Genomic DNA, 20,153 nt, shown 5'->3' with positions numbered 1-20,153 from the left:
GCGTGTTGCATAAAGAAGTCGGAGGGTCATAAGTCAACCCTCCGGCTTCTCTTTATATCTTAATACGCTGGGGTTAAGGCTTGATTCTCGTACTACCAACAAGGGGAGAGGGCTAAGAAGCTTATTTTGTCTGCTTCTGACCGGAGCAACGGAAACGTCTCCGGGTTTGTTCCTGAATTCAGAAGCACTGAATTCTTCTTCAAGACTATTTTCCAGTAGTTGCGGTTGAGGGGATCAAGTATTTATCATACCAAGCTAAATAACGTTCTAGGACATCACGTTGATAACTCGGTTTGCTGATTCCGTGGGACTGTCCTGGATAAACTACTAACTGGGTATCAATTCCCAGACTTTTGAGTGCTTCATACATCTGTTCAGAGTTATGTAGTGGTACAGAAAAATCCCTATCACCTGCCATAAATAGTGTTGGTGTAACAATGCGGTCAGCGTGAAGAAATGGGAAAGAAATTCGTAGCCAGACATCGAGGTTCTTCCACGGTACACCAAGCTCTTGTTCATAGTCATCAATATACTCATCAGTACCATAGGTCGCCAGAATATTTGATTCACCAGCCCCACTGACTGCGGCTTGAAAGCGGTTATCTTGAGCAATAGTATAGTTGGTCAACATTCCGCCGTAACTCCACCCACCAATTCCTAAGCGCGATGGCGAAGCAATTCCGGTAGCGATCGCATAATCAGCACCGGCAATAATATCTTGAGCGTCTTTGTTTCCCCAGTCTGCATAAATCGCTTTGGAGAAAGCTTCACCTCTTCCTGAACTTCCACGTGGGTTAATACCGACAACGACATAACCTTTGGCCGCAAACAGTTGCCAATTAAACTTAAACTGATTTGTGAACTGACCGACAGGCCCGCCGTGCAATATTAGCAGTGTTGGGTATTTATTCCCTAGCTGATAGTGAGGTGGCTTGACAAGAAAGCCATGAATTTCTGTACCATCTTTACTCCTAAAGCTGATTTCATCTGTAGTTGCTAAATTTAACTGCGCTAGTAACTGATCGTTTTGGTGTGATATTAAACGCAAATTTTTACCATTAAAGGCAAAGACTGCATTTGGTTGTTGTGGCGTTGAGGAAAGTAAAACGATTTTGCCATCGCGTCCTAAATCAAAGTTACTAATCTCTCGTCTTCCTGCTAGGAATCGCTCGATTTTGCCACCAGTTACAGGTATTTTTGCTAGGTGAACATTGCCATCATCTTCGATTAAAAACAGTATTGATTTACCATCTGTGGTAAAGCGCGGTTTGGCAACATTGCGATCAAGGTTGGCAGTCAGTAGACGGGGAGTACCACCCTCGGCGGGGATAATGGCGAGATGATGAACTGCGTACTCAATAAGTTTGGGTGAACCTCCCTGCAAATAAGCAATTGACTTACCATCTGGACTCCAAACCGGACGGCTATCCCAATCAGGAGCGGAGTCAGGCCCAATAAAGGTAGTTAGCTGACGGGCTTTGGCTCCCGATTGGGCGGCGATTGCATACAGATCCCAATTATTATTGCGATCGCTCTCTTGACCACGTTTGCTCACAAAAGCAATATTTTTGCTATCAGGTGACCAAGCAGGTAAAGACTCATTAAATGAACCTGGAGTGAGAATATCTGTTTTGCGAGTTGCTAAGTCCAATACATAAAGATGTTCTCGACTTTTATCGATAAAACCCACACCGTCTTCTAAGAAGTGAAATTGATCAATAACAATCGGTGGTGGGGTTTTCCCATTAAAGGGTGTTTCTGAAACTGGTTCAGAGGCAATTACGGCTAGTCGTTTACTGTCACCAGACCAGACAAAATCGCTAACATCACCAGCAAAGTCAGATATTTTCTCGGCTTCACCGCCTGATAAATTGAGCAACCAAATTTGCTGTTTTCCAGATTCACGGCTGGAGATGAAAGCTAGATACTTCCCGTCTGGGCTGAACCGAGGGTTATATTCACTATCCTTACCGTTAGTTAAATGTAATGTTCGGGAAGCATCCCAAGAAGTCATGTAAATATGGTTATCTTGTGTATCATTTTTCAAATCGGTATTAGTTACTGTGTAAGCAATCCAGTCTCCAGTGGGAGATAGTTGGGGATCGCTAATTTGGCGAAAGGCAAACTGATCCTTGATCGTCAGCAGACGTTTTTCTTGGGCTTGAGCCGAAATATTTATACCCAGTGTCATCGCTAAAACACTACTTGCTAAAGCGATTTTTGTTAGCTTTTTCATAACTAGATATCATAACTGGGGGTTCGCACATTTTTTTGAAGTTAGAGAAATTGGTAAATAACTTGGTTATAAAGCTTTGCCCCAGCATTGTGGCTAGCCCTGGTGGGATGTCCACAATCCGGGTTTTATGCTTACCTTTGGTGGTAGACTTGCTCAAAGTGATAGCAGAACATTTGATATCAGTCGTCTAGAGTGCTAGTGCTTCTGATACGCGACAACCAGTAAACAGGCAAATTCCAAATAGAGCGCGATGGCCTAACTGCCCGTTTGAAGAGCGATCGCAAGTCAGCCTATGATGTGCAGTCAAATTTTAGAGGGTAGCAATAGCGATCGCATTGTCTACGAGACTATAAATGAGCCGTTATTCTACAAACCTAAAGCCTATCTGGTGGCGAAAGTAGCGGTCAATTGGTAGTTCTTAATAGTGCGCCCAGTCTCCCGGCATCAGAATGGAAGCGGGGTTTTGAGTATAATTTACAATTTATCTTGCAGTTATCCAAAATAAAAAATATTAGTAATGATAATTCATTCTCTTAATATCCAACACCCAAAATCAAATATTTCTATTCTCTAGCAATGACAATATCGTTAGACTTAATCACTGCATAAGCTTCTTTTCCCTCAGATAGTTCCAACTCTTCTGCGGAAGCTCTGGTGATAATCGAGGTTAATTCTACTTTCTGAAGAATTTCCAGAGTCACTTCACTATTAACAGCTCCATAAACAACTCGTTTAACCACACCTTTAAGAATATTCCGAGAGCTAACTTTTAGTGATTTCTTTTGAATACTACTTTCTATCTCAGGCTTTTGAGTGTAGATATCTTCCTGTTTTTTCTCCTCAGTTGGTGGTGATATTGATGCCCAAGAATGGTGATTGAGACTACGCACGAGTTCCCGCAAAATCTCAGTCTTCGTGCGTTGAGACTGTTCGCAGAACTCCTCTAGAATCTTCCGCTCGTCCTCTGAGGTTTGAAATGTGATCCATCCTTGTTCTTTTCTTGGCATAATAATATTATCAATTTTGGTTATCTTGATAAAATTCTACCAAGTATTAATTCGATATGTCGTTTTAGTAATAACATTTTTTGTCAGGATTTTCGGCATTTTTATCACAAATTAATCAACTAATCTGATATAGTTAACTACATATATATTTATTTTTTTCTAGATGCGAAATATTTTGTTACTTAAAATTGTCTAAGCGGTTTAGCGATCGCTGACTCAAGTCTGCTGAACAGGTGCGAAAGTGATTAGCTCACGCCCAAAATTTAGTTAGTGGCTCCTCTTGGACAGAGTTGATTTCTCTACCACAGGCAATGGAAAGGCTATTGTTTGTGTAAGTCCTGCCCCACTCACAGAATAAATTTATCGCCAGAATGATGCTCATTAGTACCACTAGCGTCTAAGCTAGTACGGGTGAACTATATCCAGCATGGAATGTCTGACTTAATTCTGTTTTGGCATCGGCGCGATTTACGCATTTCTGACAATACCGGACTGGCTGCGGCAAAACAGCAGAGTCCGAAAGTGGTGGGCGTGTTTTGCCTTGATCCGCATATTTTGGAACGGGATGATATTGGTCCGGTGAGAGTAACTTATATGATTGGCTGTTTGCAGAAACTCCAAGAGCGATATGCGAAAGTGGGTAGCCAGTTATTAATACTCCACGCCAATCCAGTACAAGCGATACCAGCTTTAGCCGAGGCAATAAATGCCAAAGCTGTTTTTTGGAATTGGGATGTAGAACCTTATTCGCAAGAACGCGATCGCACCATTATAAATGCCCTCAAAGAAAAAGGCATTGAGTTTCTTAACCAAAACTGGGATCAGATTCTCAACTCCCCAGATGAAATCCGCACAGGTGGTAACAGTCCTTACACGGTTTACACACCCTTCTGGAGAAATTGGATTACCAAACCGAAGAATCAACCAGTAAAAACACTGCAAAATGTTGAGGGTTTAACAGAAGCTGAACAAGAAATTGCCAAACTTGAAGGAGCGATCGCATTACCTTCAGCGAAAGATTTAGGATTTATTTGGGATGGAGAATTGATTATTTCACCGGGAGAGATGGCGGCGCAAGAACGGCTAGAGGAATTTACTACTAAAGCGATTACTGAATACCAAGAACAGCGCAATTTTCCCGCAGTGGACGGAACATCGCAACTGAGTGCAGCATTAAAATTTGGCGTAATTGGCATTCGCACTGTTTGGCAAGCCACCATAGAAGCACTAGAAAACAGCCGCAGTGAGGAAACAGCAGTTAATATCCGCACATGGCAACAGGAATTAGCTTGGCGGGAGTTTTATCAACATGCAATGTATAACTTCCCGGAATTAGCTGATGGTGCTTTCCGCGACACCTTCAAAAACTTTCCTTGGGAAACTAACGAAGAATATTTCCAAGCTTGGTGTGAGGGGAGAACAGGCTACCCCATTGTGGATGCGGCAATGCGCCAGATGAATGAAAGCGGCTGGATGCACAATCGCTGTCGGATGATTGTCGCCAGTTTCCTCACTAAAGACTTGCTAATTAATCCCCAATTGGGAGAAAAATACTTTATGCAGAAGTTAATTGACGGAGATTTATCTGCTAATAATGGCGGTTGGCAATGGAGTGCTTCTAGTGGTATGGACCCCAAACCTGTGCGGATTTTCAACCCAGCCAGTCAAACACAAAAATTCGATCCAGAGGGGGAATATATTCGGCAATGGGTATCAGAATTGCGGTCTGTAGATCCAGAATATTTAGTTACTGGTAAAATTCCATCTTTAGAACGTCATGCTGTTGGCTATCCTGAACCAATTGTAGATCATAAAATACAACAACAGCAGTTCAAACAGCGTTATCAACAGCAAAAAAACATTACTAGTGGTGAGTAAGATTGTTAGTTTTTTAATAGACATCTCCAAAAATTACGTAGGCACAATTCATGAATTGTGCCTACCAAGGATTTTAGGCAACGCATAATTAATTAAATAATATTTCAATTCTTTAAAATTTATCTAAAATAACCCAGATGAGTTAATTAACCCTGAATCTCAATTGCGTAGGCGTAGCCCGTCGTAGACATCGTTGCGATTAGGTGCCGACAATTGAATCATCTCAGAAAAACATGAATACTTAACCGCATCGGTAGGGGGATAATCCGCCGATACTGCAATTAACCCAATTTTTATATCCTCGAAATAAATCATACCCCCAATACGTCCTTCAACTTGGAAAGGCCCATGAAATAAACGATAGTTTGGAATGTAGATCAGGAAAAAGCCAGTAATCTTGATTACGCTGCCAAACATCTGCTAACAAGTTTTGTGGAGGATAGCATTTAGGTATTAATTATCCGCAGGCTCACCCAGGTCAGTAAATTCCGGCAGATCAGCAAAATGATCCATATAAAATGACCAGATATGGGACAAGTCTGCTTCATTCGTCAGCTTTTGTTTAAGTTTCTGCAATCGGTCGATTTTCAGAGTGTGGATCTTGAGGAGATGGGGCGAACAGACAGCACTGTTAAAAATCTACCACAGCGATCGCTCTAACACCTCATTTAGTCAGGGCAACGCAAGCTCAGTGAGCGCCTTCGTGGGTTATAAAAGCTTGATTTTTTCTTAGTCCACGGAGGTGGACTTTGTTTGTGTAGCCGCGAATTCTATTCGCTTAGACTTCTCTCCTCATCCTCTTTTTTTGGCGAAGGTATTAATTGTGAACTACCTACACTGACCTGACGGTACAGTGTAGGCTTCCTGTCCAACAGAAAGCGAAGTAGTAGATTTCTTGCGTCCTCTATTACTCCGACTTACATCTGGACGACAGGCTTTATCCCCCGTTCCAGAGGTCAGAATCCGTAGTCCTTCATCTCGAAGGTTAATACTTGCGTTAATGTCCCTATCATGCTTAGTCTGGCACTTTTCACAAGTCCAAAATCTTATATTCAGTGGTAAGCTACCAACTTTATTCAAACACACATGACAGGTTTTTGAACTAGGGAAAAATCTATCAACTTCAAGATAAATCTTCCCTTCCATTTCCGCCTTATATTTCAGCATGGTACAAAACATTCCCCACCCTACTTGATGAATGGATTTAGCGAGACAGTGGTTTTGCATCAAGCCTTTAATATTAAGATTTTCAAGCACTATAACTTGGTTATCGTTAACTATCCTACGAGACAATTTGTGCAGAAAATCCTCACGGCAATTAGTAATTTTTCTGTGAACAAAGCCAACTTTATGTCTAGATTTAATCCGGTTATTAGAACCTTTTTTCTTCCTAGATAATTGTTGCTGTTTTAGCTTCAGATTTTTTTCGTGTTTATTGAGTATTTTAGGATTGTCAAATTTAGACCCATCACTAGTAACAGCGAAGTGAGTTAGTCCCAAATCAATACCTATTGCTTTACCATCTGTAGAGGACAAAGGCTTATCTTTACCATCATCAAAGAGAATGGCAGCGAAGTATTGGTTAGAACAGTTTTTAGATATAGTTACAGTCTTAACTTTTCCTTCAATAGGTCTATGAATTATTGCTGACACATCCCCTATTTTTGGGAAGGTTAAGTAATTGTCAGCAATCCTGACATTTTGAGGATACTGTATTGACTGTTTATTATGCTTTGACTTGAAGTTTGGATATTTTGCTCTTTTTTCATAGAAGTTATTAAAAGCCACTCCAAGATTTAAACAGACTTGTTGTAAGCACTGTGAGTAAGTCAAAGCCAACCAATCATGCTCTTTTTTAAGTTGTGGGATTAGCTTTTTAACTTCATATCCAGATAACCCCTTACCTGTTTCTTTGTACGTCTGATTCATCAAGTTCAGGCAATAATTCCAAAGCCAACGACAACAGCCAAAAGCTTGTGCTAGTGACTGCTGTTGAAGGACATCTGGATATAGTCTGACTTTGACGACTTTTAACATCTTAGAGTGAAATCAATTTGCTATAAAATACTCTAACACATCGCGCAGCGTTCGCACGAGAAGATTTGTTCGTTTCCTCCATGTCCTCTTCCCTAATGAGAACTGACGCTCAATATCGGTCAGAGAACTGTCGTCGTGTTTCACGCGCAATTCATCTCACATCTCACCCGAAGAGGAGTGTGAGATGAATTGCTGTTTCAGCTAAATAATTACTTAGCGATCATTGGCTGTTACCATTCTTAACATTGTTTATTTATACTATTGTACGGAGCTAGCAGCGAAAGTCGGGTAAACCTTAACTAGAATTGAAAATTTTCTACTTTGTCGAAAATAAATTTTCATTTAGAGTAGGACAAAGATACCTGTTGTTTACCACATAGAAAAAATCTAGCTGAAGCCTCTGGCTCATAGCTATAGGAAACCAAGCTTGACCCTTGAGAGTCTGGTTTCAAAATGGGTAACAGCAACATCCCCTATCAGCTTGATCACCTATGCTAAAAGTTATGCACTCGGCCACCAACTCAGCCACTCCGAATTCCCAGTGGGAGGATTTAATCAAGCTTCCAGCGCCAAACACAGTTGAATGGGACAATATCAAAACCCAATTAGACTTGGTGCTGTTGGCGCTAGAAACCTTAACTGGGATTGGTTCAGAGGCTATGCTTTCGGCGGCAACTGATCTGAATTTAGAGTCAAGAGTGCCAGACCGCGTAGCTTTATGGCGACTGCGCCAATCAAATCCCCTACGCAAAGGTCAAGGAGGGCGAAAAAAGCTAGATATCGAAGAAGCGCGATCGCTTGTTTTGATCACTTGCTACCTAGCCAAACAGCACCAGGAATTAATTCGCCGCGCTGTCGGCTTGTTGGAACAAATGGCAGAAAATAACCGGGAACCTCACCAGGCTGCTTTACTTGGAGATTATATTGATGCTTTTTGCAACACCTACCAAGAGCGGATGGAAGAGGACGAGCAAATCTCAACGGATTTACTAACCAACCTGGCACTAAAACTGCTTGTAGATTTACTTTTTTACAGTGCGCCTGGTGGGCATCGCCGTCTCTGGCTAGCACTTATAGACCGTTCGACAAAATTTTAGATTTTAAATTTGAAATTCCTCAACCAAAATTCGCTCATTAAAGTTTGCTAGATCAGGATTCCCTTTTGATGGCCGTTAGCTTTTGGGCGATGCACTATCAGCACTGCTTCCTCGTTGCACACCAGTTTGCATAACGGAAGGAACCTGACAAAGTTCTGAGTGAAGGAATCCTCTGTTTCAACTTTTCTTTTTTTGCAAAATCCCAAATAGTCTTCCTCGCAGTTCCTGCCATGCCTCTATCAAATTCTGTCATTCGTTGCTACACACCCCCGACTTGCACGCTAGAAGTATTCGCCCAAAGCTCTCCTCTGTCCCGTTGGATGGGGAAAACTGTCCTCAAACACCTAAGCTTTGAGCTACGTTTTGACGATCCCCGAATCCCAGAAGAAAAGAGAGTTCCAATTCGGGGCGATCGCGAGCAACTCGAAGCCTTATGTGATGCCGTCACCAGCTACGTACAACAATTCCTCCAACAGCCTCCAGAAAGCTTTTGGGCTAGTTTCGCCAGTGCCCACAAGTCAAGCACAGCACTGGATGAGCCGGAATTAAAGTCCTCAACAAAAACATTAAATTCCTTTAGTACCCAGATTTCAGGGGCAAATATCTACTTAGAACCAAGCAGCTATTTAACTCACAACTTGTTTCTCGGTTCTCTCGCCAACCACGCATCTGGCCCCGTAATTCAACTCAGTCTGCTGCAACTATTTGATTTGGGAAGTGCTTTAGATGAATACTCGACTGATGTTATGGCACTCCCAACTCTCAACAGCACCACTTCGACTCTAAGGTTCCCGACTTGGGCGCCTGTTGCCGCAGTATTAGTATTAGGTGTAGGTTTGTTACCAGTTACTTGGCAATATGCTAATAACATCAGGGAAAAGCAACAGCAGACAGCCAAAACAGCAGATCCAGCTGCGGTAAAGACTGCTTTACAACCTTCACCTTCACTAAACTTTCCCACGCCTCAACCCGGACTCACCACTCCATCGGATAATTTGCTAGATTCTACCGCTCCACTTCCCACATCCACTTTGCCCCAAGCACCTCTAACAGTCCCTAGTTCCAGTTTCTCTACACCGCCACCTCTATTTGCAAAGAATGCACTGACAGTACCTCAAGGAACGACTGCAACACTTGGCACTAATCCAGCGATGCCTTCTCTTTCAGAGACGCTAACGCGAACGCCAACGGCGAGCTTCTCTACCAGACGCTCCGCGAACGCTAACGCACCATCGAGCAAAATCCCAGGACAGGAAATTGCTATGTTACCAAATCTGGGACAGAACCCTACAGCCTCAAGTTCTCAAGCTGATGCTCTCCCCCATCGGCGGAATTTGCCATCCAGACTATCTTCTACTACAGGCAGCTTACCAACTAATATCTCACCAGTCCCCCCGTCTCTTGACACCATACCCAATAATAGTGGTGGCAATACAGTTACCCAACCTTCCTCACTAAACTCACAACAGCTAGAGGAAACAATCAATTCTCTAAAGTCACCTTCTGCTGGAGAAAAACCTACTTCAAAACTTCCCGTCTCTAGAACTGGGGATAATAATCCCTTTATCGATCAATTAGGGAACGGACGCAAAACCCCTACATCTACACAAGTGGCAACTAACGGCACATTATTTGATACACCTCAAGTAGCAGAAGCTAGAGAATATTTAATCAAGCGTTGGCAACCACCCACTGGACTAGCACAAACATTAGAGTACAGTTTGATAGTCGGTATTGACGGCACAGTTGAACGAATTTTTCCTCTCAATAAGGCAGCAAGAGAATACGTTGATAGTACTGGGATGCCTGAACTTGGTAAACCTTTTGTTTCCGCCAATACACGCGGACAAAATGTTAGAATTCGAGTTGTTCTCAGTCCTGATGGCAAGGTACAGACTTTTTCAGAGCAATAAGTAAATTAATCGGTTCACTCTGAGATATTCTACTAGTCCCAACAACTTAATACCACTTGTCAAACTGGCACAGAGCTTGTGCCAGTTTCTACTTACTCGAATGAGCAAAGGTAGGAAATATGTAAACAATTGGTACTCAAAAAGACAGTTCAGCTTGGGTTATTCAAACTTGGGCAGCTTTTGTGATTTCTATTTCTATGACCACCTTCGGCGTTGTAAACTTGCCTGTGGATGGCTGGGTGAAAGGCTTTATGGGTATGGGTTTAGCTTTTTCTGTTGGCTCAACTTTACTTTGGCGAAAACTACTAGAGACTTGCACGAAACTAGAAGATTAACTGCTAGATTAGATGAGGCGAAAGTACAAAAATTGCTTTCACAACACGATCCTCTAAATTTCAAATGAAAACTATCAGCCCTTACAGGAATTCAAAGTTAAGAATTATCCCGGCATTAGAAATTAACTATATGCGAAAAACAAAAGGACTGGATATACCAGTCCTTTATTATATTGATTTAACGTTTTTATCTTAATAACGGGATTTTTTGGTCTTTAACTTTTGCTTTTTACGCCGACGTTCGCTAGCCGCAACGGCCTGTTCTACCGGATAACCCACTATAGGAATTACCTGATATTTGCGCTCTTCTTCTAACTTTTTTACTTCCGTGTAATCAAGCCAGTGAATGCAATCAACCGGACAAGTGTCAATTGCTTCTTGGATAATTTCCTCAGCGTCTGCATCTTGCCGAACCACGCGCGATCGCCCATAATCTGGTTCAATGTAAAAGGTGTTACGTGCAACATGAGCGCAGTGCTTGCAACCAATACAAGTGATTTCGTCAACATAAACACCATTTTGGCGCAGCACACCGCCCAATTCCGGTTCTAAACCAGAACGTTCTGGGGCATCCCGTAAAAAACCCCCTAATTCTGGTTCAAAACCCGAACGATTATCTTCTTGTTCTTCCGGCGACGGCAGAAAATCAGCCATTACGCACTCCAGCGTTGTACTACCAAGCGAATTGAACCATCTTCATTTTTCTGTTGTTCAGAGACTTGAAAACCAACACGAGCGGTTTCTTTCACAACAGTTTGATAAGCATAGCGCTGTGTTACCTGACGCAAAAATCCGTCTACAGACAGGTCTTGCTGCCAATATTGCAAGTCAGCCACCAGTTCATATTCTTTGCCATTCCATCTAAAGCCGATGTCGTAGCCATTTTCCTGCTCAATACTAACTTCCGCAGGATGGGTTTGACCGCGATAGCCACGTACTTCCCGTGGCCCTGGTTTCCAGTCTACGCCCAATTCAGTCAAAGCATCTTTCAACGAATCAAGGTTACGGATTTGAGTCTTAATTTGGCTAAAGTGTGACATGGTGGTTATGAATTAATAACACTAAACTACTGTGAAAACTTACCAATCGCTGTAAGTGCTGTGTGTATTTGCCACATTCGATTGCTGCACCTTAGCGGCGAAATATTCTGAGGTTGGCTCATGATTAAGTACTAGCCCCAGCTGTGCCTCTATTGCTGCTGTAACCTCAGCGCAAGAACCACCCACAATGCCAGTGACTTTCTCTTGTACCCGACCGTCTGGATAGATTATGAACTCTAATGTCTCCATGCTCTTGGCCAACCACGATAAGTACATTTGAATTGTACTGCCTTACCAGAAGGCTACAAATATAGCCTTAGGAACATTTTTACTTAGATACAAACTTGCGATTTTTTAACTAATGTTCCATCTTTTAACATATATACCTCAGAATTTTTACAAAAATTATTAATTTTATCAGCACAGATCAGTATGTAGTTAGTTTCTCTTAACCTCATCGATTAGTCAAGGTAATAACTGAAGCTCACTAAGTAAGCTGCAAAAGCCCTAAAGACAAGCATTAGGGCGTAGTATAGCCAGGAATAAAATTCACAAAAATATAAAATTTATTGAAAACTTTATCATTACCATTACATTTACCTTATTCTCTTCAGGTTTTCCACGTAGATTGTATGCATTGCAGTATAGACCTACAGCAAAATAGTGGGGTATGCGTAGGCATTGCATTAGGTCTTTGATAAGCTGTTCCACATTTAACTTGCTCCCATTAGGGCAGCAAGACTTCGGCGTGAGCGCTACTTCTCTTCTTAGGCTGCACTTCTCTACGAGACGCTGCGCGAACGGCAAGGCTCAGTGACCACGCCAACGACAACGCTACTTCGACCCAACTCTTGGAGACCCAACTCTTGGAGACGCTCCGCGAACGGCAAGCTCAGGGCACCGCGCTACGCGTAGCTTGCTTCCACGTTCGCGCAGCGTCCCGTAGGGAAGTGGTACGGCAAAGCTCAGGGCAACGCGTCGCTCAGTACCCAACTCTTGGAGACGCTACGCGTAGCTTGCTTCCACGAAGTGGTACGGCAAGCTCAGGGCAGGCAAAGTCAGTACAAGTCAGTCGAACGCTGCCCACCCCACAAGAGTTCTGTTTAATTCGGTTATGCAAATTAGATGTTTTTCAGCTTATAGTGGCTTTACCTGGCATTGAGTGTAAACGGATTTTTAGACTCAATGCCAGAATATAAAAATAGTAACCCAAGTTGCTAGTTACAGATTCAGGCGATCGCTCGCGACCACTTAAACAATAAAATCCCCTCCAGTGAGAAAATTCGGAGGGGCAGATGTTAAATGAAACAATTGCGATCTATGCTATCATCGTTCTCGCGCTACGCGTCTCGATACAATTCTTTTTTTAAACTGGGCTTTATACCCAGAACTAAAGTTTTTATTAATACTTCTTTCCTTCTGCCCTTTGCGGTTCTTGTAATATATAGCACATTAAAATCATTTAAGATTTATATTTTGCTCAATTCAAAGTGGTGATGGCACAACGCGCTATCACCACTTTGAAGTGCACAACCCAAGCGTATTGGTCTATAAAACAGAGATATGGAAGAGGACATGGGGATTTATCTTTGTGTCCCCCAATCTCTGCGTCTTCTTCGACAGCGTTCTCTTCACTAAAGTTCTCTCATTTCGAGTGATATTAATTCTTTGAGTACGGTAAACCGTATTTGCTCGTTAGTTCCCAAAGATTAATTTAATTGTTAAGTTTAATTACATAAATAAAAAAAACCTGCAAACATTGCTAAATGGGAGAACTTATGAGATGTGGTAATATCGTTGACGATCAAGACAAACTAAATAAACAACTTAGCGTCACTGATAGTGAGTCTTGTCTGTGAGACATTTTTGACCAGTCTTTAATCAAGTTCCTTTAAGTCAAAAATAAAACTTAATTAACATTGCTTAACATTGCTATGAAAGCTATAGATCAATTGGTGCATTTTTTAGAAGAAGAGTTGGGTATTTCTGGTGGAGCAATTTCTCTTGCTTTGCGAGATTGCGAACAGACCCCCAACTTTTTGGCCATGACCCTCTGGCAGTATGGGCTGGTGACACTAGATCAGTTAGCCCAAATTTTTGATTGGTTGGAAACAGTATAAGCTGCTGCTTCAACTAGTTCGATGGTAAATAACGGACTTTCCCAGAAAGTCAGATTTTCAAAAGTTTTCATTTTAAGGATTGGTAAGTAACATTTATGGCAATTAAAGAACAGCCTAAATCACCTCAGTTTCGGATCATTGCTAATATATTGCTGGCAGTATCAGGGCTATTCCTGATCTTAAATTTATTTTTGCCTGGTTTATTTGCTTCTGGCCCTGCTGGTGTTCCCTATAGCCTATTTATTCATCAAGTACAAGAAGGGGAAGTTAGTCGCGTTTCTGTTGGTCAAAACCAGATCACATACCAACTAAAAACAGAAAATGCCGAGCCTGGACAAGTATTTGCAACTACACCAATCTTTGATTTAGAGTTACCCAAACTCCTAGAACAAAAGGGAGTTGAATTTGCTGCTACACCTCCACCCAAGAATACTTGGTTTACAACCCTCTTGAGTTGGGTGATTCCACCACTGATTTTTATTGGCATTTGGCAGTTCTTTCTCGCCCGTGGTGCCGGTGGTGGTGGTCCCCAAGGTGTTCTCTCTATTGGTAAGAGCAAAGCTAAGGTTTACGTTGAAGGCGAATCAGCTAAAATCACCTTTGCAGATGTGGCTGGGGTAGAAGAAGCGAAAACTGAGTTAGTGGAAATTGTGGATTTCCTCAAGACTCCAGGGCGCTTTACGCAAATTGGCGCTAGGATTCCCAAAGGTGTGTTATTGGTTGGCCCTCCGGGTACTGGGAAGACACTTTTAGCGAAAGCCGTAGCCGGAGAAGCCGGAGTTCCATTTTTCAGCATCTCTGGTTCGGAGTTTGTGGAACTGTTTGTCGGTGTCGGTTCTTCCAGAGTCCGAGATTTATTTGAGCAGGCCAAAAAACAGGCTCCCTGTATTATATTCATTGATGAATTGGATGCGATCGGTAAGTCTCGAAGCAGTAACGGCTTCTACGGTGGTAACGATGAGCGGGAACAGACCCTCAACCAATTACTAACAGAGATGGACGGGTTTGCAGCTGGGGATGCAACGGTGATTGTGCTAGCAGCTACCAACCGCCCGGAAATACTAGACCCCGCCTTGCTACGTCCAGGCCGCTTTGACCGCCAAGTGTTGGTAGACCGTCCTGATTTATCTGATCGGGAAGCAATTCTGAAGATTCACGCTCAAAAGGTAAAATTAGGAGATGATGTAAATTTAAAAGCGATCGCTACTCGTACTCCTGGTTTTGCTGGCGCAGATTTGGCAAACTTGGTGAATGAAGCGGCATTATTGGCAGCTCGGAATCTCCGTCAAAGTGTTGCTCAAGAAGACTTTGCCGAAGCAATTGAGCGGGTAGTCGCCGGTTTAGAGAAAAAGAGTCGAGTAATGAACGAGACTGAGAAAAAGATTGTTGCATACCATGAAGTTGGTCACGCAATGGTCGGGGTGCTAACAACCGGAAACGGTCGCGTAGAAAAGATTTCGATTATTCCCCGTGGGATGGCAGCTTTGGGCTACACTCTGCAATTACCAACTGAAGACCGCTTTTTGCTGAATGAAGCAGAATTGCGGGGTCAAATTGCGACTCTCTTAGGTGGACGTTCCGCCGAAGAGATTGTGTTTAACAGTATTACAACAGGTGCTTCCAACGATTTGCAAAGAGCAACTGACTTGGCAGAACGGATGGTAACAGCCTATGGGATGAGCAAAGTCTTAGGGCCATTGGCTTACCAACAAGGACAACAAGCAATGTTCCTGGGTAATGGTGCTACTAATCCCCGGCGGGCGGTGAGTGAAGAAACATCAAAAGCGATTGATAGCGAAGTCAAGGAAATCGTGGAAACAGCCCACGAACAAGCCCTAGAGATTCTCAGACAGAATCGAGACTTGCTAGAAGCGATCGCTACTCAACTCTTAGAAACAGAGGTCATTGAAGGCGAAAAACTGCACAATTTGTTGAGTCAGGTGAAACCTATAACTAATTCGTAATTAAGAAAGTCAGGTTTTAACCGCACAGGTACGCAGAGAATAACTTTGCGTACCTGTGCGCTTTTCTCTGCTACCTAAAGCGTTTTTAATACTCTGGAACTGACGGATCGATTTCTCGACTCCAAGCGGTAATTCCGCCTTTGACATTCGTCCCGACAATTCCAGCTTCCTTGAGGATGGCGAGGGCTTTTGCCGATCGCCCGCCCAGCTTACAATGAGCAATTAAACGATGACCGTTCAATATTTCCTTCACCTTAGCAACGCCATTCCCATTTTCAATGTCTGGTAAAGGCACCAACACTGAACCCGGAATCTTGGCAATGTCGTACTCATGGGGGTTGCGGACATCCAGCAGTACAAAATCCTTCGCACCGCTATCCAGCAATTCCTTCAAATCCTTGACGGTCATTTCTTGACTTTCCATCTGCTGTTTTGCCTCCTCTGCCTTAGCTTGTGGAATCCCGCAGAATTGTTCATAGTCTATCAGCTTTTCAATCACTGGGCGAATCGGGTTAGGACGCAGTTTCAATTCCCGAAATTTCATTTCTAAGGCGTTGTATAGTAGCAACCGCCCACTCAGGGTATTACCTTGTCCCAAAATGATTTTGACAGTTTCAGTTGCTTGGATTAAACCAATAATTCCTGGCAAAATTCCCAATACGCCACCTTCTGCACAAGAGGGAACCATTCCTGGTGGTGGTGGTTCTGGGAAAAGGTCACGATAGTTGGGGCCACCTTGGTAATTAAATACACTAGCTTGCCCTTCAAAGCGTAAAATTGAACCGTAGACGTTGGGCTTGTTCAGCAATACGCAGGCGTCGTTAACTAAATATCTGGTGGGGAAGTTATCGGTGCCATCCACCACTATATCGTAAGGTTGGAGGATCTCCAGGGCGTTTTCAGAACTCAGGCGGGTTTCGTATAAATCAACCTGACAATAGGGGTTAATCTCGTGAATCCGGTTTTTTGCCGATTCAATCTTGGGTTTACCCACCCACGATGTACCGTGAATTACTTGGCGTTGCAGATTGGAAGTATCGACAACATCGAAATCGACAATCCCGATGCGTCCAATACCCGCCGCCGCCAGATATAAAAGTAGTGGTGAACCTAGTCCACCTGTACCGATACACAGTACACTGGCTGCTTTCAGGCGTTTTTGTCCTTCTAGTCCTACTTCCGGCAAAATCAGATGACGGGAGTAGCGTTCGTAATCGTCTTTGGTCAACTGGATTTCGTCCAGATTGGGATTGAGCGACATACCATGTACCAATAGTTTCAAGGTTTGATCTAGTAATTCTAGTATTAAAATAGTAATTTAGTGTTTTAGCTGTTTTTTACTAGTAATACAATCTTACTTTGGGAAAAGCTGCTTGTGTACCTACTGATTGCTATTACCAGTAAAGCTTTCTCTCTCACCTTTTCATGATGGTTGCCATAATCTTAAAAAAGCCGAATGCTCCATTTAAAAGACCTGCTGTTTTCACTCCACCCATCATCGCTCCCATAATGCCGAGTGAAAGTGTATCGGCTCCGGTCAGGTATAGATTTTTAATTGGTGTTCTAGCCCCGATCCAGGATTGATCCAGGCGTTCAGGAATACAGGGAATGCCGAAGATAGCACCGCGATCGCTAGCATCAAAGTGTTCCACCGTCAGTGGAGTCGAGAGTTCGGCATACTCAATCAAATCCTGAAAGCCAGGGTAGTGGCACTCCACTAACTGAATCAGGGATTGGGTAATTTGGGCTTTCAGTTCAGTGTAGTCCGCGCCTCGCCGTCGCCAGGATTGTTCCCGCCACTGCGAAAAGAAATCATAGTCAACGTGGGCAATGATTTCTGCCGTATGCACCTCAGCTAATGGATCTTTGAGCGATGGAAATGAGAGATAGCAGAATTTAGGTAAATTATCGGCAGGAATGGGTGGAGTTTGGGCAATTGCATCGTGGTTATAGGTCGTGTAAATCCAATGGTTCTCACCCTGAAACCCCAGTTGCTGTGGACTCTCTTTGAACCCTAAATATGCTGTCACCATACTGCTACTTTTTGGAAACGCTTGAATTTTCTGGCGCTCTGCCAGTGGGTAGTTGGGTGGAATCAGCTTCACATAAGTATTGAAGGCTCCGGCATCAGACACTACAATAGGTGCAAAGTACGTTTCTAGGTTTGCCTTGGTATGTGCTGTATCTTGGGCTTTCACTCCCACTGCCACCCCGGATTGCAACAAGATTTCTGTGACTCGGCGTTGGGTGATGACGACACCACCCCCCTGTTCAATCACGGGAATAATGGCTTGCGCGATCGCCTTTGCCCCACCCACAGGATACCAGCCGCCCTTAAAATAATGGGTCACAATCGCACCATGAATGCCAAAGCAACTTTGGGATGGCGGTAAGCCCTAATCTGCCCACTGGGAAGCCAGTAATGCTTTGAGTTGGGCATCTTGAAAATGTCTGTTCAAATAATGCTGGGTTGTTTGTCTAGCAATGGCCCCGAAATGACGAACAAATCGCCTGAGTAGAGGATGCAGCAATACCGGAAATAGCTCCAACATTGAATGCGCCCCAAACCAAAATGCTGCTTTCTGGACATCCTTAAAGTAGCGCCGAATGGCTGTCTGCTCGCGAGGAAAGCGCTGGATTAGATCAGACTGAAAGCGATTGGGGTCAGAATAAACCTCAAAAGTGAAGTCCGGGTAGACAAATTTTTCAAACGGATCGGGCATCTTGTGCCAATTCAAATTGCCATTGGTGAGATAGTCAAACACAGCTTTGCCAGTGCCTCCATCTCCCATATTTCCAACATAGTGCAGCCCCACATCCCAATGAAATTTTCTCTTGCGCTCAAAGGTATGGGTGAATCCCCCAGGGGTGAAATGCTGTTCTAACACTAAAACGCTTTTGTGATAAAGCTTAGATAGGAGCGCGGCAACCGTCAACCCACCAATTCCAGAGCCAATCACAATTGCATCAAACCTCTGCTGTCGAGTTGTTGTTACCATAGTTCCTCTCACAAAGAATGTAGATGTTGTCGCTTTGACACTCCCTACGGATAACATCACGGTTAGTGGAACTTAGACAAAAAACACCCATAAAAAAGCCTCAAATCTATATACAGAGAGACTTTGACATCGTTTTGCTTGGTTGATTGATATATCTGGGTTTGAGCCGTTTTTGAGCATTTGGTGTATTTCCCTTACCCTGCATGGGTTTGAGGCTTGTTTATCCCGAAAAAATGTTTAAGTCCCGTTAAGTTATATTTTCAATTACCTCTGCTTGAAACTGATGATGATCGTCAAGGCTCCAGCTTCGGAGTTCTCCAGCTTTGCCGTTTTGGACAGAAACTATTATATACGAGTATCCCTGCCAAGCGTATAGGCGATCGCATTCTGAAGGGATAGCAGGATGATCTGGGTGGGAGTGAAAAATGCCGATAATGTTTAGTGAGCGATCGCGTGCTTCCTTTTGTGTTTTTAGCATAATTTCGGGTGCGATCGTATATTGCCGTCTTTTACTTTCTATTGTGCGTTCCCCTGGAAACTCAGCAGCCGCTTCTGTATTCCAGACATTTTCTGTTGGCATGACTTCTACCACAATTTTGCCCTCACTAGCCAGATAGCCCAAAATTATACCGCAGCATTCGTCTGGGTAAATGCTTTCAGCATGGGTGCGGATGGTTTGCAAGTGTTCTTGGCTGAGTCGGATCATGTCTGCGTTTGTAATTATAGCAACCTCTAACGATTCTCGCTTAGATACAAGATATTGGCAGGCCTAGTCCGCCGCAGGCATCGCCATTATGTGTAGCTGAAAGAAGTGTAGGCATCGCAGCGTTCAAAGAGAAAAATATGTATTTTTTGATCAGGGACTTCTAAATAAAAAAATATCCAACTATTTATTGTGGGGTGGGGTGGGCGACACGAGAGCCTTTGGTTACTGGGCGGGCGAGACGCCATTAATGTCAACTTAAGGTTAAAACCTATTTGTCAACGATAGGTTTTGTGAGAAACGAAGTATAAAGGTGAACTTATTTCTGCCTTTTATACGCAAGCTGGGAGTGATGCTAATAAACAAAGCATTAATAGTCCCTGAAAAAGTTCGTTTTTTGCCCCTTTCAAACCGAATTTTTCAGCATAAATGCTTATTGACATAGTAAGTTTGAGCTTAACTTGACACCTATGGCGAGACGCCCACCCCACAAGTAGTAGTAATTTATTTCTTGGAAGTCGCTCACTTCTTCAAATATTTCTCTACTGCTTTGGGTTTTCTTATTGCCTATAAACCAATACGCTTGGGTTAAGGCTAAAAACTAAAACTGTGTAGGTTGGGTTAAGGAACGAAACCCAACCCAACCTAGTATTTTTATTAACCCAACTGTACTGTCCTATAAACTATAGGACTTACGCAAAGCTACACACGGTAGGGGCAATTCATGTAGCTTTAGCTTCCCGCAGGGTATTGTCCCTAAGAAGAAAATCACTCTTTTCGGCTATTGTTTGCGTAAGTCCTGAACTAGAAAAATATGAAGATTA

General features: G+C 43.1%; 18 protein-coding genes and 1 pseudogene. 8 read left to right on the top strand and 11 right to left on the bottom strand.

The features are described from left to right. Window positions 1-205: 205 nt before the first annotated feature. Window positions 206-2,236, bottom strand: coding sequence for a S9 family peptidase (locus HWQ38_RS25445; protein ID WP_292799108.1), 2,031 nt, complete (start codon window positions 2,234-2,236; stop codon window positions 206-208). 292 nt (window positions 2,237-2,528) lie between these two features. Between HWQ38_RS25445 and HWQ38_RS25440 the strand changes: the two genes are divergently transcribed. Further along, window positions 2,529-2,651, top strand: coding sequence for a hypothetical protein (locus tag HWQ38_RS25440; RefSeq protein WP_292799106.1), 123 nt, complete (start codon window positions 2,529-2,531; stop codon window positions 2,649-2,651). Window positions 2,652-2,799: 148 nt separating this feature from the next. Here the strand turns inward: HWQ38_RS25440 and HWQ38_RS25435 are convergent, their stop codons facing one another. Further along, a complete protein-coding gene (locus tag HWQ38_RS25435) occupies window positions 2,800-3,243 on the bottom strand; it encodes a molybdopterin-binding protein (protein WP_292799104.1) in 444 nt (147 codons plus the stop codon). Window positions 3,244-3,675: 432 nt separating this feature from the next. Between HWQ38_RS25435 and HWQ38_RS25430 the strand changes: the two genes are divergently transcribed. After that, window positions 3,676-5,121 (top strand): FAD-binding domain-containing protein, encoded by a 1,446-nt coding sequence (locus HWQ38_RS25430; RefSeq protein WP_292799178.1) that lies wholly within the window; start codon window positions 3,676-3,678, stop codon window positions 5,119-5,121. 159 nt (window positions 5,122-5,280) lie between these two features. Here HWQ38_RS25430 and HWQ38_RS25425 read toward each other — a convergent pair whose 3' ends face one another. Continuing rightward, entirely contained in the window at window positions 5,281-5,538 is a 258-nt protein-coding gene (locus tag HWQ38_RS25425; RefSeq protein ID WP_292799102.1) for a hypothetical protein, read from the bottom strand. Between the two features lie 111 nt (window positions 5,539-5,649). On the opposite strand from HWQ38_RS25425, the gene HWQ38_RS25420 reads away from it, so the two are divergent. Continuing rightward, window positions 5,650-5,781: a hypothetical protein gene (locus HWQ38_RS25420; protein ID WP_292799100.1), complete on the top strand. Its 132-nt coding sequence runs from the start codon at window positions 5,650-5,652 to the stop codon at window positions 5,779-5,781. Between the two features lie 168 nt (window positions 5,782-5,949). Here the strand turns inward: HWQ38_RS25420 and HWQ38_RS25415 are convergent, their stop codons facing one another. Next, window positions 5,950-7,158 (bottom strand): RNA-guided endonuclease TnpB family protein, encoded by a 1,209-nt coding sequence (locus tag HWQ38_RS25415; RefSeq protein ID WP_292799098.1) that lies wholly within the window; start codon window positions 7,156-7,158, stop codon window positions 5,950-5,952. 491 nt (window positions 7,159-7,649) lie between these two features. On the opposite strand from HWQ38_RS25415, the gene HWQ38_RS25410 reads away from it, so the two are divergent. The 3 genes and pseudogenes from HWQ38_RS25410 (at window position 7,650) to HWQ38_RS25400 (ending at window position 10,571) form a co-directional block, all read left to right on the top strand. Continuing rightward, a complete protein-coding gene (locus tag HWQ38_RS25410; protein ID WP_292799096.1) occupies window positions 7,650-8,255 on the top strand; it encodes a DUF3038 domain-containing protein in 606 nt (201 codons plus the stop codon). Between the two features lie 230 nt (window positions 8,256-8,485). Beyond that, window positions 8,486-10,168 (top strand): DUF4335 domain-containing protein, encoded by a 1,683-nt coding sequence (locus HWQ38_RS25405; RefSeq protein WP_292799094.1) that lies wholly within the window; start codon window positions 8,486-8,488, stop codon window positions 10,166-10,168. Window positions 10,169-10,296: 128 nt separating this feature from the next. Beyond that, window positions 10,297-10,571, top strand: a pseudogene (locus tag HWQ38_RS25400) (YiaA/YiaB family inner membrane protein). 124 nt (window positions 10,572-10,695) lie between these two features. On the opposite strand, the gene HWQ38_RS25395 reads toward HWQ38_RS25400, so the two are convergent. The 3 genes from HWQ38_RS25395 to HWQ38_RS25385 are packed head-to-tail and all read right to left on the bottom strand — an operon-like array spanning window position 10,696 to window position 11,792. Further along, window positions 10,696-11,157, bottom strand: coding sequence for a ferredoxin (locus HWQ38_RS25395; RefSeq protein ID WP_292799092.1), 462 nt, complete (start codon window positions 11,155-11,157; stop codon window positions 10,696-10,698). Then, on the bottom strand, window positions 11,157-11,543 hold the full coding sequence (locus HWQ38_RS25390) for a DUF1257 domain-containing protein (protein WP_012406942.1): 387 nt from the start codon (window positions 11,541-11,543) through the stop codon (window positions 11,157-11,159). The genes HWQ38_RS25395 and HWQ38_RS25390 overlap by 1 nt, the downstream gene beginning before the upstream one ends. A gap of 39 nt (window positions 11,544-11,582) precedes the next feature. Then, on the bottom strand, window positions 11,583-11,792 hold the full coding sequence (locus HWQ38_RS25385) for a DUF2997 domain-containing protein (protein ID WP_292799176.1): 210 nt from the start codon (window positions 11,790-11,792) through the stop codon (window positions 11,583-11,585). Window positions 11,793-13,477: 1,685 nt separating this feature from the next. Here HWQ38_RS25385 and HWQ38_RS25380 point away from each other — a divergent pair. Further along, window positions 13,478-13,663 (top strand): DUF2949 domain-containing protein, encoded by a 186-nt coding sequence (locus HWQ38_RS25380; protein ID WP_292799090.1) that lies wholly within the window; start codon window positions 13,478-13,480, stop codon window positions 13,661-13,663. Window positions 13,664-13,758: 95 nt separating this feature from the next. Continuing rightward, on the top strand, window positions 13,759-15,627 hold the full coding sequence (gene ftsH4, locus HWQ38_RS25375) for an ATP-dependent zinc metalloprotease FtsH4 (RefSeq protein WP_292799088.1): 1,869 nt from the start codon (window positions 13,759-13,761) through the stop codon (window positions 15,625-15,627). Window positions 15,628-15,712: 85 nt separating this feature from the next. On the opposite strand, the gene moeB is transcribed toward ftsH4, so the two are convergent. The 4 genes from moeB to HWQ38_RS25355 form a co-directional block, all read right to left on the bottom strand. After that, on the bottom strand, window positions 15,713-16,888 hold the full coding sequence (gene moeB, locus HWQ38_RS25370) for a molybdopterin-synthase adenylyltransferase MoeB (RefSeq protein ID WP_292799174.1): 1,176 nt from the start codon (window positions 16,886-16,888) through the stop codon (window positions 15,713-15,715). 154 nt (window positions 16,889-17,042) lie between these two features. Then, on the bottom strand, window positions 17,043-17,978 hold the full coding sequence (locus HWQ38_RS25365) for an FAD-dependent oxidoreductase (protein ID WP_292799085.1): 936 nt from the start codon (window positions 17,976-17,978) through the stop codon (window positions 17,043-17,045). Window positions 17,979-18,023: 45 nt separating this feature from the next. Then, the gene (locus tag HWQ38_RS25360) at window positions 18,024-18,626 is read right to left on the bottom strand and encodes an NAD(P)-binding protein (protein ID WP_292799083.1); all 603 of its coding nucleotides are present in this window, start codon (window positions 18,624-18,626) and stop codon (window positions 18,024-18,026) included. A 247-nt stretch (window positions 18,627-18,873) separates the two neighbouring features. Further along, window positions 18,874-19,332: a M67 family metallopeptidase gene (locus HWQ38_RS25355; RefSeq protein WP_292799081.1), complete on the bottom strand. Its 459-nt coding sequence runs from the start codon at window positions 19,330-19,332 to the stop codon at window positions 18,874-18,876. Window positions 19,333-20,153: the final 821 nt, after the last annotated feature.

It is taken from the genome of Nostoc sp. NMS7, assembly GCF_017115085.1.
GTDB lineage: Bacteria > Cyanobacteriota > Cyanobacteriia > Cyanobacteriales > Nostocaceae > Nostoc.
Note: the sequence above shows the minus strand (reverse complement) of the source record. Positions and strands in the feature narration are given on the sequence as shown.